Source organism: Citrobacter sp. wls757 (assembly GCF_005280935.1).
Lineage (GTDB): Bacteria > Pseudomonadota > Gammaproteobacteria > Enterobacterales > Enterobacteriaceae > Citrobacter > Citrobacter portucalensis.
The window spans coordinates 89,086-102,394 of the sequence record NZ_SZWU01000049.1 but is presented as its reverse complement, the minus strand read 5'-3'; the positions used below and the strand labels follow the sequence as shown (position 1 = coordinate 102,394).

General features: G+C 53.0%; 16 protein-coding genes and 1 pseudogene. 15 read left to right on the top strand and 2 right to left on the bottom strand.

The window, feature by feature from the left end; genetic code table 11:
• The first annotated feature begins 12 nt into the window (after window positions 1-12).
• Window positions 13-747, top strand: a complete 735-nt coding sequence (cysH, locus tag FDW94_RS12820; RefSeq protein WP_060683316.1) for a phosphoadenosine phosphosulfate reductase — start codon at window positions 13-15, stop codon at window positions 745-747.
• A 45-nt stretch (window positions 748-792) separates the two neighbouring features.
• Here cysH and FDW94_RS12815 read toward each other — a convergent pair whose 3' ends face one another.
• The gene (locus FDW94_RS12815) at window positions 793-1,836 is read right to left on the bottom strand and encodes an aminopeptidase (protein ID WP_032944823.1); all 1,044 of its coding nucleotides are present in this window, start codon (window positions 1,834-1,836) and stop codon (window positions 793-795) included.
• Between the two features lie 254 nt (window positions 1,837-2,090).
• On the opposite strand from FDW94_RS12815, the gene cysD reads away from it, so the two are divergent.
• The 12 genes from cysD to rpoS all read left to right on the top strand — a co-directional run bounded on the left by cysD (window position 2,091) and on the right by rpoS (window position 11,917).
• Window positions 2,091-2,999, top strand: coding sequence for a sulfate adenylyltransferase subunit CysD (cysD, locus tag FDW94_RS12810; protein WP_003034152.1), 909 nt, complete (start codon window positions 2,091-2,093; stop codon window positions 2,997-2,999).
• 9 nt (window positions 3,000-3,008) lie between these two features.
• Complete coding sequence (gene cysN / locus FDW94_RS12805) at window positions 3,009-4,436, top strand: sulfate adenylyltransferase subunit CysN (protein ID WP_008785677.1); 1,428 nt, start codon at window positions 3,009-3,011, stop codon at window positions 4,434-4,436.
• The gene (gene cysC / locus FDW94_RS12800; RefSeq protein WP_003034157.1) at window positions 4,436-5,041 is read left to right on the top strand and encodes an adenylyl-sulfate kinase; all 606 of its coding nucleotides are present in this window, start codon (window positions 4,436-4,438) and stop codon (window positions 5,039-5,041) included. The genes cysN and cysC overlap by 1 nt, the downstream gene beginning before the upstream one ends.
• 47 nt (window positions 5,042-5,088) lie before the next feature.
• Window positions 5,089-5,412, top strand: coding sequence for a DUF3561 family protein (locus tag FDW94_RS12795; RefSeq protein WP_020996298.1), 324 nt, complete (start codon window positions 5,089-5,091; stop codon window positions 5,410-5,412).
• 214 nt (window positions 5,413-5,626) lie between these two features.
• Window positions 5,627-5,938, top strand: coding sequence for a cell division protein FtsB (gene ftsB, locus FDW94_RS12790; protein WP_003034163.1), 312 nt, complete (start codon window positions 5,627-5,629; stop codon window positions 5,936-5,938).
• Between the two features lie 18 nt (window positions 5,939-5,956).
• Window positions 5,957-6,652 carry a 2-C-methyl-D-erythritol 4-phosphate cytidylyltransferase gene (gene ispD / locus FDW94_RS12785; protein WP_003825722.1) on the top strand — a complete coding sequence of 232 codons (696 nt, stop codon included), beginning with the start codon at window positions 5,957-5,959 and terminating at the stop codon, window positions 6,650-6,652.
• Window positions 6,653-6,707: 55 nt separating this feature from the next.
• Entirely contained in the window at window positions 6,708-7,187 is a 480-nt protein-coding gene (gene ispF / locus FDW94_RS12780) for a 2-C-methyl-D-erythritol 2,4-cyclodiphosphate synthase (RefSeq protein ID WP_003034167.1), read from the top strand.
• The gene (gene truD / locus FDW94_RS12775; RefSeq protein WP_048215656.1) at window positions 7,184-8,233 is read left to right on the top strand and encodes a tRNA pseudouridine(13) synthase TruD; all 1,050 of its coding nucleotides are present in this window, start codon (window positions 7,184-7,186) and stop codon (window positions 8,231-8,233) included. The genes ispF and truD overlap by 4 nt, the downstream gene beginning before the upstream one ends.
• Window positions 8,214-8,975 (top strand): 5'/3'-nucleotidase SurE, encoded by a 762-nt coding sequence (surE, locus tag FDW94_RS12770; RefSeq protein ID WP_032944818.1) that lies wholly within the window; start codon window positions 8,214-8,216, stop codon window positions 8,973-8,975. Before truD ends, surE begins: the two co-directional genes overlap by 20 nt.
• Window positions 8,969-9,595, top strand: coding sequence for a protein-L-isoaspartate(D-aspartate) O-methyltransferase (locus FDW94_RS12765; RefSeq protein WP_003034172.1), 627 nt, complete (start codon window positions 8,969-8,971; stop codon window positions 9,593-9,595). The genes surE and FDW94_RS12765 overlap by 7 nt, the downstream gene beginning before the upstream one ends.
• 184 nt (window positions 9,596-9,779) lie before the next feature.
• Window positions 9,780-10,862, top strand: coding sequence for a murein hydrolase activator NlpD (gene nlpD, locus FDW94_RS12760; RefSeq protein ID WP_223849051.1), 1,083 nt, complete (start codon window positions 9,780-9,782; stop codon window positions 10,860-10,862).
• Between the two features lie 62 nt (window positions 10,863-10,924).
• On the top strand, window positions 10,925-11,917 hold the full coding sequence (gene rpoS / locus FDW94_RS12755) for an RNA polymerase sigma factor RpoS (protein ID WP_000081498.1): 993 nt from the start codon (window positions 10,925-10,927) through the stop codon (window positions 11,915-11,917).
• 142 nt (window positions 11,918-12,059) lie between these two features.
• Here the strand turns inward: rpoS and FDW94_RS12750 are convergent, their stop codons facing one another.
• The gene (locus FDW94_RS12750) at window positions 12,060-12,464 is read right to left on the bottom strand and encodes a MarR family transcriptional regulator (RefSeq protein WP_032944816.1); all 405 of its coding nucleotides are present in this window, start codon (window positions 12,462-12,464) and stop codon (window positions 12,060-12,062) included.
• Window positions 12,465-12,624: 160 nt separating this feature from the next.
• On the opposite strand from FDW94_RS12750, the gene FDW94_RS12745 reads away from it, so the two are divergent.
• Window positions 12,625-13,218: a non-oxidative hydroxyarylic acid decarboxylases subunit B gene (locus FDW94_RS12745; protein ID WP_137377690.1), complete on the top strand. Its 594-nt coding sequence runs from the start codon at window positions 12,625-12,627 to the stop codon at window positions 13,216-13,218.
• Window positions 13,218-13,309: pseudogene (locus FDW94_RS24210) on the top strand (phenolic acid decarboxylase); the annotation flags it as partial. The gene FDW94_RS12745 and the pseudogene FDW94_RS24210, both read left to right, overlap by 1 nt.

Sequence of the window (13,309 nt, the reverse complement as noted above, 5' to 3'; positions counted from 1 at the left end):
AGTGAGGAACTTATGTCCAAACTCGATCTCAACGCGTTGAACGAACTGCCGAAAGTTGAACGCGTTATGGCGTTGGCACAAACCAACGACCAACTGGAAAAATTGAGCGCCGAGGATCGCGTAGCGTGGGCGCTGGAAAACCTGCCTGGTGAATATGTACTGTCATCAAGTTTTGGTATCCAGGCGGCAGTGAGCCTGCATCTGGTAAATCAGGTTCGCCCGGATATCCCGGTGATCCTCACCGATACTGGCTACCTGTTCCCGGAAACCTATCAGTTTATTGATGAGTTAACGGACAAGCTTAAGCTTAATCTGCAAGTCTACCGGGCAAAGGAAAGTGCGGCCTGGCAAGAAGCGCGCTACGGCAAACTGTGGGAGCAGGGCGTTGAAGGCATTGAAAAATACAATGACATCAACAAAGTCGAGCCGATGAACCGGGCGCTGCAGGAGCTGAACGCGCAAACCTGGTTTGCCGGTCTGCGTCGAGAGCAATCGGGCAGTCGTGCGCATTTGCCGGTGCTGGCTATCCAGCGCGGCGTGTTTAAAGTTCTGCCGATCATCGACTGGGATAACCGTACGGTTTACCAGTATCTGCAAAAATACGGTTTGAAATACCATCCGTTGTGGGATCAGGGCTATCTGTCGGTAGGCGATACCCACACCACCCGCAAATGGGAGCCGGGTATGGCGGAAGAAGAGACGCGTTTCTTCGGATTGAAGCGCGAGTGCGGACTGCACGAAGGGTAACAGGAAAGGGGGCCGGTAAGATTTACATCCTACCGGAACCCTTCTTCAGGATTTACCCGCTTTTGCCAGTTCTTTTACCAGTGGCAGCATGATGCGTACCACGTCGCGGCTACGGTGCTCTATCCGGCCCGGTAACGCTTTATCAATGTGCTGCTGGTTATCCAGTCGCACATCGTGCCAGCTGTTGCCTGCCGGGAATGAGGCGCTTTTGGCGCGCTGCTGATAGCCATCTTTCTTGCCCAGGTTCCAGTTGGTCGCTTCAACTGAAAGAACGGCAATCCCCGCGTTGTCGAAGACCTCTGCATCGTTACAACATCCAGTGCCTTTCGGATAGTCTTTGTTCAGACCTGGATTGGTGCTGGCAACGATACCGCGGCTGTGCGCGATAGCCAGTGCTCGGTCGCGCGTCAGTTTTCGCACCGCTTCCGGGGTTTTCTTACCGCTATTGAAATAGAGCTTATCGCCGACGATCAGGTTATCGAGGTTGATAACCAGCAGCGTGTTTTTCTTCTCGGCGGCGCTCATTCGCTTCAGGATGTTCTCCGCGCCCAGTTTGCCTTCTTCCTCGCCGCTGGTGGCGATAAAGCGAATACCGTACTGCGTCGGCACGTTCTTGAGTTTTTCCGCCAGTTCCAGCATTACGCCAACACCTGCGGCGTTGTCATCGATACCTTGCAGGGTTAATCCACCCAGATTGGCATCGGAGTCGGCGTCGCTTTGTGCGGCGTAGGTGTCGAGGTGCGCCATAATAATAATCTGCTGCGGCGCTTTGCCTTCATGTGCAGCAATAACGGTGCTTCCCGTTACGTTATGCCAGTTTTTACGGTTATCTTTGGCGGTATAAACATAACGGCTATTAAACGTCCGAATATCGCTGCTATAACCCATCTGCTGAAATTGTTGACGTATATAATCAGCAGACAACATTTCTGCCGGAGATCCCGTCACGCGGCCTGGGAAAAACGTTGCGATATATCGAGCCTGGGTATTTGCGATATCTCCGGGCTTCGAAGATGTTGCCTGTGCGGGAAGGATGAAGCACGCGCCGAGCGCCATGGCTGCAAGAAGGTGGCGCAATGCGAGAAACATGATGAGTCCTTAAATACCAAGCAGAAATTTTCAGCCGCTAGTATGAAACCGTGATCGAGGTAAAACAATTTCATTTGCTCTTAAATGCCCGAATTCCGGTAGCTTAAGCACTTTTTGATATTTGCTTTTCCGGATCGTTATTCCTTTGAGGAACTACTCATTCCAATTCGTAATTTCATTCGCCCCCTTGCCCTCCCTATAGTCAGGTTATCTGAGCATCGTTAGCAAAATAACGGCATTACATAGGAACGGTTATGGATCAAAAACGACTTACCCACCTGCGGCAACTGGAAGCGGAAAGCATCCATATCATTCGTGAGGTGGCCGCCGAGTTTTCTAATCCGGTGATGATGTATTCCATCGGCAAAGATTCCAGCGTAATGCTGCATCTGGCGCGTAAAGCGTTTTATCCGGGCACGCTGCCGTTCCCATTGCTGCACGTTGATACCGGCTGGAAATTCAGCGAAATGTACGAGTTTCGTGACCGCACGGCGAAAGCCTACGGCTGCGAACTGCTGGTGCATAAAAACCCGGAAGGGGTGGCGATGGGCATCAACCCGTTTGTCCACGGTAGCGCCAAGCATACCGACATTATGAAAACTGAAGGGCTGAAGCAGGCACTGAATAAATACGGTTTCGATGCCGCGTTTGGCGGTGCTCGTCGTGACGAAGAGAAATCGCGTGCCAAAGAGCGTATTTACTCTTTCCGCGATCGTTTTCATCGCTGGGATCCTAAAAATCAGCGCCCGGAGCTGTGGCACAACTACAACGGGCAGATTAACAAAGGCGAAAGCATTCGCGTCTTCCCGCTCTCTAACTGGACTGAACAGGATATCTGGCAGTACATCTGGCTGGAAAATATCGACATCGTGCCGCTGTATCTGGCGGCGGAGCGTCCGGTGCTGGAACGCGACGGCATGCTGATGATGATTGATGACGACAGAATCGATCTGCAACCCGGTGAAGTGATTAAAAAACGCATGGTGCGTTTCCGTACGCTCGGTTGCTGGCCGCTGACAGGCGCGGTGGAGTCGAATGCGCAGACGCTGCCGGAAATTATCGAAGAGATGCTGGTTTCAACCACCAGTGAACGTCAGGGCCGCGTGATTGACCGCGACCAGGCGGGCTCCATGGAGCTGAAGAAACGTCAGGGGTATTTCTAAGGAGCCGCCATGAACACGACACTTGCACAACAAATTGCTAATGAAGGCGGCGTTGAAGCCTGGATGGTTGCCCAGCAACACAAAAGTCTGCTGCGCTTTTTAACCTGCGGTAGCGTGGATGATGGGAAAAGTACCCTGATTGGCCGCCTGCTGCACGACACGCGTCAGATTTATGAAGACCAGCTTTCATCGCTGCACAATGACAGTAAACGTCACGGCACTCAGGGCGAAAAGCTTGATCTGGCGTTATTGGTTGACGGCTTGCAGGCCGAGCGCGAGCAGGGCATCACCATCGACGTGGCGTATCGTTATTTCTCTACCGAGAAGCGTAAATTTATTATTGCGGACACTCCCGGGCATGAGCAGTACACCCGTAACATGGCGACCGGTGCGTCGACCTGCGACCTGGCGATCCTACTGATCGATGCGCGTAAAGGCGTGCTGGATCAGACTCGTCGTCATAGCTTTATCTCCACGCTGCTTGGGATCAAACACCTGGTAGTGGCGATCAACAAAATGGATCTGGTGGACTTTAGCGAAGAGACATTTAACCGCATTCGCGAAGACTATCTTACTTTTGCTGAACAACTGCCGGGCAACCTGGATATCCGGTTTGTGCCGCTCTCTGCGCTGGAAGGCGATAACGTGGCTTCGCAAAGCGCCAGTATGCCGTGGTACAGCGGTCCGACGCTGCTGGAAGTGCTGGAAACCGTTGAGATCCAGCGCATTGTTGATACTCAGCCGATGCGCTTCCCGGTGCAGTATGTGAACCGACCGAATCTGGATTTCCGTGGTTATGCCGGAACGCTGGCCTCCGGTAGCGTGAAGGTTGGACAGCGCGTCAAAGTGTTGCCGTCCGGCGTGGAGTCGAGCGTGGCGCGGATCGTAACCTTTGATGGCGATTTACAGGAAGCGCATGCGGGTGAAGCGATCACCCTGGTGCTGAAAGATGAGATCGATATTAGCCGGGGCGACCTGTTACTTGATGCCGGTGAAACGCTGCCGACAGTACAAAGCGCAGCTGTTGATGTGGTGTGGATGGCGGAACAACCGTTGTCGCCAGGGCAGAGCTACGACATAAAAGTCGCAGGTAAGAAGACCCGCGCACGTGTTGATAGCGTGCAGTATCAGGTCGATATTAATAACCTGACCCAACGTGACGTTGAAGCGCTACCGCTGAACGGTATCGGTCTGGTTAATCTGACTTTTGATGAGCCGCTGGTGCTGGATACCTATCAGCAGAATCCGGTTACGGGCGGGTTGATTATCATTGATCGCCTGACCAACGTTACCGTTGGCGCGGGACTGGTGCGTGAGCCAATCGTCCAGGAGCTTGCCACAGCTTCTCAGTTCAGCGCGTTTGAGCTGGAGCTTAATGCACTGGTGCGTCGCCACTTCCCACACTGGGGCGCGCGCGATCTGCTGGGAGGAAAATAATGGCGCTGCATGACGAAAACGTCGTCTGGCATGCCCATCCTGTTACACCGCAACAGCGGGAACAACGCCACGGTCATCGTGGTGTTGTGCTGTGGTTTACCGGGCTGTCAGGTTCCGGTAAATCCACGGTAGCAGGGGCGCTGGAAGAGGCGCTGCATAAGCTAGGGGTGAGCACCTATCTGCTGGATGGCGATAACGTGCGTCACGGTCTGTGTAGCGATCTTGGGTTTAGCGATGCCGATCGCAAGGAGAATATTCGTCGGGTTGGTGAAGTGGCTAACCTAATGGTAGACGCCGGCCTGGTGGTGTTGACTGCGTTTATCTCTCCACATCGCGCCGAGCGAAAAATGGTTCGCGAGCGCGTGGGTGAAGGGCGTTTTATTGAGGTTTTTGTCGATACGCCATTAGCAACGTGCGAAGCTCGCGATCCAAAAGGGCTGTATAAAAAAGCGCGAGCGGGGGAGTTGCGCAATTTCACCGGAATTGACTCGGTTTACGAAGCGCCTGAATCGCCAGAGATTCATCTTGATGGTGAACAATTGGTAACAAATTTGGTTCCTCAATTATTAGACCTGCTGAGGCAGGAAGATATTATCAGATCCTGAGACACCCGAGCTTGCATGCCCGGTCAGTCACGGTCACAGGATTAGATATGCGTAACAGCCATAACATTACTATTACAGAGTCAGATACCTTCGCTGCCGACGACGAAACTACCTGGTCACTCCCAGGAGCCGTGGTCGGTTTTGTCGCGTGGTTGCTGGCGCTGGGATTCCCATGTCTGATGTATGGCCCTAACACACTGTTTTTCTTCCTCTATACCTGGCCCTTTTTCCTCGCGTTGTTGCCCGTGGCGATTGTCGCGGGTATTGCCCTGCATTCGCTATTGAAGGGGAGATTGCTGCTGAGTATTGCCTGTACCCTGCTGGTGGTTGGCGCAATGTTTGGCGCACTGTTCCTGTGGCTACTGGGTTAGGCATACGTCCTTTCACGCGATCGCCGCTGTTGTTCACTGTCTGGCTATAATTCAAACCGTAACCAACAATGAGATTATGTTCTCCTTACATGGGGTATACGTAACAACGGGCAAATGTGGTACATTTGCCCGCGTTGTCGCGGCATTCCCGTCCGTTGATGTAAAGTTGTCAGCGGAGTTTATGGGATGTTGATGCCGTTTTTCAGGGGGCAGGATGGGTAAACTTACGTTGCTGTTGCTGGCTTTATTAGTCTGGCTACAGTATTCGCTGTGGTTCGGTAAGAACGGCATACATGACTATAGTCGCGTCAACGATGATGTTGCGGCGCAGCAAGCTACAAACGCGAAACTGAAAGCGCGTAACGATCAGCTTTTTGCCGAAATTGACGATCTCAATGGCGGGCAAGAGGCTATCGAAGAGCGCGCGCGTAACGAACTCAGTATGACTAAGCCAGGCGAAACCTTTTATCGTCTGGTGCCTGACGCGTCTAAACGCGCTCAGACTGCAGGGCAAAACAATCGATAAACCGTCCAGGGATTTAACATGGCAGCCACTTTAATGGACGTTTGCGCCGTGGTGCCGGCTGCCGGGTTTGGCCGCCGAATGCAAACAGAGTGTCCTAAGCAGTACCTCTCTATTGGCAATAAAACCATTCTCGAACACTCGGTTGATGCGCTGCTGGCTCATCCCCGGGTGACGCGAGTCGTCATCGCTATTAGCCCAGGCGACAGTCGCTTTGCCCAACTTCCACTCGCAGCGCACCCGCAAATTACCGTGGTGGATGGTGGCAACGAGCGTGCCGATTCTGTCCTTGCTGGTTTGCAAGCCGCAGGTGAGGCCAGTTGGGTACTGGTGCATGATGCCGCGCGTCCGTGCCTGCATCAGGAAGATTTATCTCGTTTGCTGGCAATAAGTGAAACCAGCCGCATCGGTGGGATCCTTGCCGCGCCGGTGCGCGACACGATGAAACGCGCGGAGCCGGGCCGAACAGACATCGCCCATACGGTCGATCGCACCGATTTATGGCATGCGTTGACGCCGCAGTTTTTCCCTCGCGAGCTGTTGCATGACTGTCTGACCCGTGCGCTAAACGAAGGCGCAACCATTACGGACGAAGCCTCGGCGCTTGAATATTGCGGTTTTCATCCGCTGCTGGTCGAAGGACGCGCTGACAACATTAAAGTCACCCGCCCGGAAGACCTGGCGCTGGCGGAATTTTATCTGACCCGAACTATCTAGATACATCATTCTTCAGGCTGCCTGGAGGATGTTGTGTATATCAGGAGAAGGCATAATGCGAATTGGACACGGTTTCGACGTACACGCTTTTGGCGGAGTTGGCCCAATTATCATTGGTGGTGTGCGCATCCCGTATGAAAAAGGATTGCTGGCGCATTCTGATGGCGACGTGGCGTTACACGCGTTAACCGATGCACTGCTGGGCGCGGCTGCGCTGGGGGATATCGGTAAACTCTTCCCGGACACCGACCCGGCCTTTAAAGGTGCAGATAGTCGTGAATTATTGCGAGAAGCCTGGCGGCGTATTCAGGCCAAAGGCTATACGCTTGGTAATGTGGATGTGACGATTATTGCTCAGGCGCCGAAGATGCTGCCGCACATTCCGCAAATGCGCGTGTTTATTGCCGAAGATCTCGGCTGCCATATGGATGATGTTAACGTGAAAGCGACCACCACGGAAAAACTCGGTTTTACCGGGCGTGGGGAAGGGATTGCCTGTGAAGCGGTGGCGTTACTCATTAAGGCAACGAAATGACTGCGTTTGAAGATCTGACGTATCTCCATGGCAAACCACAAGGCCATGGCGTTCTGAAAGCGAATCCGGAAGACTTTGTCGTCGTCGAAGATTTAGGCTTCGAACCGGATGGCGAAGGCGAGCACATTTTGGTGCGTATCCTGAAAAACGGCTGTAATACCCGTTTTGTGGCTGACGCGCTGGCGAAGTTCCTGAAAATTCACGCCCGTGAAGTGAGCTTTGCTGGCCAGAAAGACAAGCATGCAGTCACGGAACAGTGGCTGTGCGCGCGCGTGCCGGGCAATGCAATGCCTGATTTAAGCAAATTTGAACTTGAAGGCTGTAAAGTGCTGGAGTACGCGCGCCACAAGCGTAAGCTGCGTTTAGGGGCGCTGAAAGGTAACGAATTTACGCTGGTGCTGCGTGAAGTGAGCCAGAGAAATGACGTTGAAGCGCGTTTGCAGGCGATTAGCGAGCGTGGCGTACCGAACTATTTTGGCGCTCAGCGTTTTGGTATTGGCGGCAGCAACCTGCAAGGGGCGCTGCGTTGGGCGCAAAGCGATGCGCCGGTGCGCGATCGCAATAAGCGCAGTTTTTGGTTGTCGGCGGCCCGTAGCGCGTTGTTTAATCAGATAGTCAGTGAACGCTTGAAAAAAACAGACTTTAATCAAGTTGTTGACGGCGATGCGCTACAATTGTCGGGACGCGGAAGTTGGTTTGTCGCCACGCAGGAAGAACAAACCGAATTACAGCGTCGCGTCGATGATAAAGAATTGATGATTACAGCGGCATTACCGGGCAGCGGTGAGTGGGGAACTCAGCGCGACGCGCTGGCGTTTGAAGAAGCCGCTATTGCTGATGAAACCGCGCTGCAGTCGCTGTTGTTGCGCGAGAAAGTCGACGCATCGCGTCGTGCTATGTTGCTGTATCCACAACAATTAAGCTGGAACTGGTGGGATGACGTAACCGTTGAGTTACGTTTCTGGCTACCGGCAGGTAGCTTCGCCACCAGTGTTGTAAGGGAACTTATTAACACAATGGGTGATTATGCGTATATTGCTGAGTAACGATGATGGGGTCCACGCACCCGGTATACAAACGCTGGCGAAAGCGCTGCGTGAGTTTGCTGACGTACAGGTGGTTGCCCCGGATCGTAACCGCAGTGGCGCGTCTAACTCGCTGACGCTGGAGTCCTCACTTCGCACGTTCACCTATGAAAACGGTGATATCGCCGTACAAATGGGTACACCTACCGATTGCGTCTATCTGGGCGTGAACGCATTAATGCGTCCGCGTCCGGACATTGTCGTGTCTGGTATTAACGCCGGTCCTAATCTGGGCGATGATGTTATCTATTCCGGTACCGTTGCGGCGGCGATGGAAGGTCGTCACCTGGGCTTTCCTGCGCTGGCGGTCTCACTTGATGGGCATAAACACTACGATACTGCTGCCGCAGTAACCTGCCGTATCTTACGGGCGCTGAGCCGCGAACCGCTGCGCACCGGGCGCATTTTGAATATCAACGTGCCGGATTTACCGCTGGATCAGATTAAAGGTATCCGCGTTACTCGCTGCGGTAGTCGCCATCCTGCGGATCAGGTGATACCACAGCAGGACCCGCGCGGTAATACGCTGTACTGGATCGGGCCGCCGGGCGAAAAGTGCGACGCCGGACCGGATACTGATTTTGCCGCTGTCGATGAAGGCTATGTTTCCATTACGCCGCTGCATGTCGATTTAACCGCATATGGCGCGCATGAAGTTGTTTCTGACTGGTTAGACAGCGTGGGAGCCGACACGCAATGGTAAGCAGACGCGTACACACTCTTCTTGAACAATTACGTGCGCAGGGCATCAGAGATGAGCTTGTTCTCGATGCACTTGCCGCCGTGCCGCGTGAAAAATTCATTGATGAGGCGTTTGAACATAAGGCCTGGGACAATATTGCTCTGCCGATTGGTCAGGGGCAGACGATTTCGCAGCCCTATATGGTTGCGCGGATGACCGAGCTGCTTGAGTTAACGCCGCAGTCCCGGGTGCTGGAAATTGGTACCGGCTCTGGCTACCAAACGGCGATTCTGGCGCACCTGGTGCATCATGTGTGCTCTGTTGAGCGCATTAAAGGTTTGCAGTGGCAGGCGCGTCGTCGACTTAAACAGCTTGATTTACATAATGTTTCTACCCGTCATGGTGATGGATGGCAGGGCTGGCAAGCGCGAGCCCCGTTTGACGCTATCATTGTTACGGCAGCGCCGCCTGAGATCCCAACTGCGCTAATGATGCAGTTGGATGAAGGCGGCATTCTCGTCTTACCCGTGGGCGACGAGCATCAGTTTCTGAAACGGGTGCGTCGTCGGGGAGGCGAATTTATTATCGATACCGTGGAGGCCGTACGTTTCGTTCCCTTAGTAAAAGGGGAGCTTGCGTAGATACAGGCTCTGAATACCTGGAGTTTTCCTGGATATTCTGGAATTAGTAAGCGTATCGTGGTCACGTTTCCAGTGCCCAGTCCGATGCCTTGCACGGTGATTACGTCACTGGTTTTAACCAAATTTTCCTGGGGGATAAATGAGCGCGGGAAGCCACAAATTTACCGTCCGCCGCATTGCGGCATTGTCACTGGTTTCATTATGGCTGGCAGGTTGTTCAAATACCTCGAATCCACCTGCACCGGTCAGTTCCGTTGATGGCGGTGCATCAACGAACACCAATTCCGGCATGCTGATTACGCCTCCACCAAAAATGGGCTCGACGTCGACAGTACAGCAAACGCCACAGATCCAGCCGGTGCAGCGTCCGACCACACAGTCAACACAGATCCAGCCTGTTGCGGAACAGCCTGTGCAGATGGAAAACGGTCGTATTGTGTACAACCGTAAGTATGGGAACATTCCGAAAGGTAGCTATACGGGCGGCAGTACCTATACTGTTAAGAAAGGCGATACCCTTTTCTATATCGCCTGGATTACCGGGAACGATTTCCGTGATCTCGCACAACGTAATAACGTTCCGGCCCCGTATGGCCTGAATGTCGGTCAAACTCTGCAAGTGGGCAACGCGTCGGGTACACCGATTACTGGTGGTAATGCTATTACCCAGGCGGATGCAGCACAGCAAGGAGTTGTGACCAACCCTGCACAAAATTCCACCGTTGCTGTTGCTTCGAAACCAACAATTACGTATTCTGAGGATTCAGGTGAACAAAGTGCTAATAAAATGTTGCCGAACAACAAGCCTGCTGGGACCGTTGTCACAGCGCCTGTAACGGCTCCAGCAGTTAGCGCAACCGAATCAACTGCAAGCTCAACGTCAACCAGCTCGCCAATCTCTACCTGGCGCTGGCCGACTGACGGCAAAGTAATCGAAAACTTCGCGGCTACTGAAGGTGGCAATAAAGGGATCGATATTGCAGGCAGTAAAGGACAGGCTATTGTCGCGACCGCAGATGGACGCGTCGTATATGCCGGTAACGCACTGCGCGGTTACGGTAATCTTATTATCATCAAACATAACGATGATTACCTGAGTGCCTACGCCCATAACGATACAATGCTGGTCCGGGAACAACAAGAAATCAAGGCGGGGCAGAAAATAGCTACCATGGGTAGCACCGGAACCAGTTCAACACGCTTGCATTTTGAAATTCGTTACAAGGGGAAATCCGTAAACCCGCTGCGCTATTTACCGCAGAGATAATTCGGCGGAACCAGGCTTTCACGTGCTAGTTCCGTTAGGGATCACGGGTAGGAGCCACCTTTATGAGTCAGAATACGCTGAAAGTTCATGATTTAAATGAAGATGCGGAATTTGATGAGAACGGAGTAGAGGCTTTTGATGAAAAAGCCTTGAGTGAAGAGGAACCCAGTGATAACGACCTGGCTGAAGAAGAGCTGTTATCGCAGGGGGCCACACAGCGTGTGTTGGACGCGACTCAGCTTTACCTTGGTGAGATTGGTTATTCACCACTGTTAACAGCCGAAGAAGAAGTTTATTTTGCGCGTCGCGCACTGCGTGGGGATGTCGCTTCTCGCCGTCGCATGATTGAAAGTAACCTGCGTCTGGTGGTGAAAATTGCTCGTCGTTATGGCAATCGTGGTCTGGCATTGCTGGACCTGATTGAAGAGGGCAATCTGGGACTGATCCGTGCAGTCGAGAAGTTTGACCCGGAACGCGGGTTCCGCTTCTCAACATACGCAACCTGGTGGATCCGCCAGACGATCGAACGGGCGATTATGAACCAAACCCGTACGATCCGACTGCCGATTCATATTGTAAAAGAGCTGAACGTCTATCTGCGTACCGCGCGTGAGTTGTCGCATAAACTGGACCACGAACCGAGCGCAGAAGAGATTGCTGAACAACTGGATAAACCGGTTGATGACGTCAGCCGTATGCTCCGACTCAACGAGCGTATTACCTCGGTAGACACCCCGCTGGGTGGCGATTCCGAAAAAGCGTTGCTGGATATTCTGGCCGATGAAAAGGAAAACGGCCCGGAAGACACCACGCAAGACGATGATATGAAACAGAGCATCGTCAAATGGCTGTTCGAACTGAACGCCAAACAGCGTGAAGTGCTGGCACGTCGTTTTGGTCTGCTGGGGTACGAAGCTGCGACACTGGAAGATGTGGGCCGTGAAATTGGTCTCACCCGTGAACGTGTTCGCCAGATTCAGGTTGAAGGTCTGCGTCGTCTGCGTGAAATCCTGCAGACTCAGGGACTGAATATCGAAGCGTTATTCCGCGAGTAAGCACAAGTTCTATCAAGAAAGGCCAGTCTCATTGGGACTGGCCTTTTTCTATGTTTGTTGCCTGATGGCACTGCGTTTATCAGGCCTACGGGGAGCAGGACTTTGTAGGCCGGATAAGACATTTATGTCGCCATCCGGCAGATTAGTTCATCATCTTACGCACCAGACGTGTGAACTGCTCGCGTTCTTCTTCGCTAAGTCTGCCCAGAAACTCATCATCCACGCTATCGCCTAACGGAGTTGCGCTGGCCAGTAATGCTTCTCCTTGCGCGGTCAAATAAACAAACCGTCGACGCTTATCTGCCGGGTCATGTTCACGCCTGACCAGCTCCCGTTTTTCCATTCGGCTCAGCATTTCCGCAAGGGTTGCTTTGGTACAGACTGCGGCTTCGGTCAGGTCAACCTGCTCAATGCCGGGACGTTCAGCAATGGCGCGCATCACCGCATACTGTGGTTTGGTCAGATCCGGTAATTCATGTTGCCAGCGGGACGTATGCTGCTGGAAGAGCTGACGTAAAAGGTGAAATGCTTTATTTCGTAACGGCATGAGCGCTCCGGAATTCCTGTCAGTCTCTATCATAGCGGGTTACGCATCTTTTTTTAACAATTGCGGCTTTAGCGATCTGTGCTCGATGACCTTGCCCGAAATGTTATGTGAGAGTATTTTAACCGAAATGTTCGTACACGAACAAAAATTGAGAGACTAAATGAGACTGATTGTCGGAATGACCGGGGCAACCGGTGCGCCCCTTGGTGTGTCGCTATTGCAGGCGCTGCGGGAAATGCCCGAGGTGGAAACCCATCTGGTGCTGTCAAAGTGGGCCAAAACCACTATTGAACTGGAAACACTGTACAGCGTCCGTGATGTGTCTGCGTTGGCCGATTATTGCCACAACCCGGCGGACCAGTCGGCAACCATCTCCTCTGGATCGTTTCGTACTGACGGCATGATCATTATCCCCTGCAGTATGAAAACCCTGGCCGGTATTCGTGCAGGCTACGCGGAAGGGCTGGTGGGGCGCGCTGCTGATGTGGTGCTGAAAGAAGGGCGCAAGCTGGTTCTGGTTCCGCGTGAAATGCCGCTTAGCACGATTCATCTGGAAAACATGCTCGCACTTTCCCGCATGGGCGTGGCGATGGTCCCGCCGATGCCCGCGTATTACAACCACCCGCAAACGGTCGATGACATTACGCAGCATATCGTTGCGCGTGTGCTCGATCAGTTTGGTCTGGAACACCCCAACGCCCGTCGCTGGCAGGGTTTACGGCAGGCGCAGAATTTTTCACAGGAGAATGAATAATGGCATTTGATGATTTGCGCAGCTTTTTACAGGCGCTGGATGACCAGGGGCAATTGCTGAAAATCAGTGAAGAAGTTAACGCCGAGCCGGA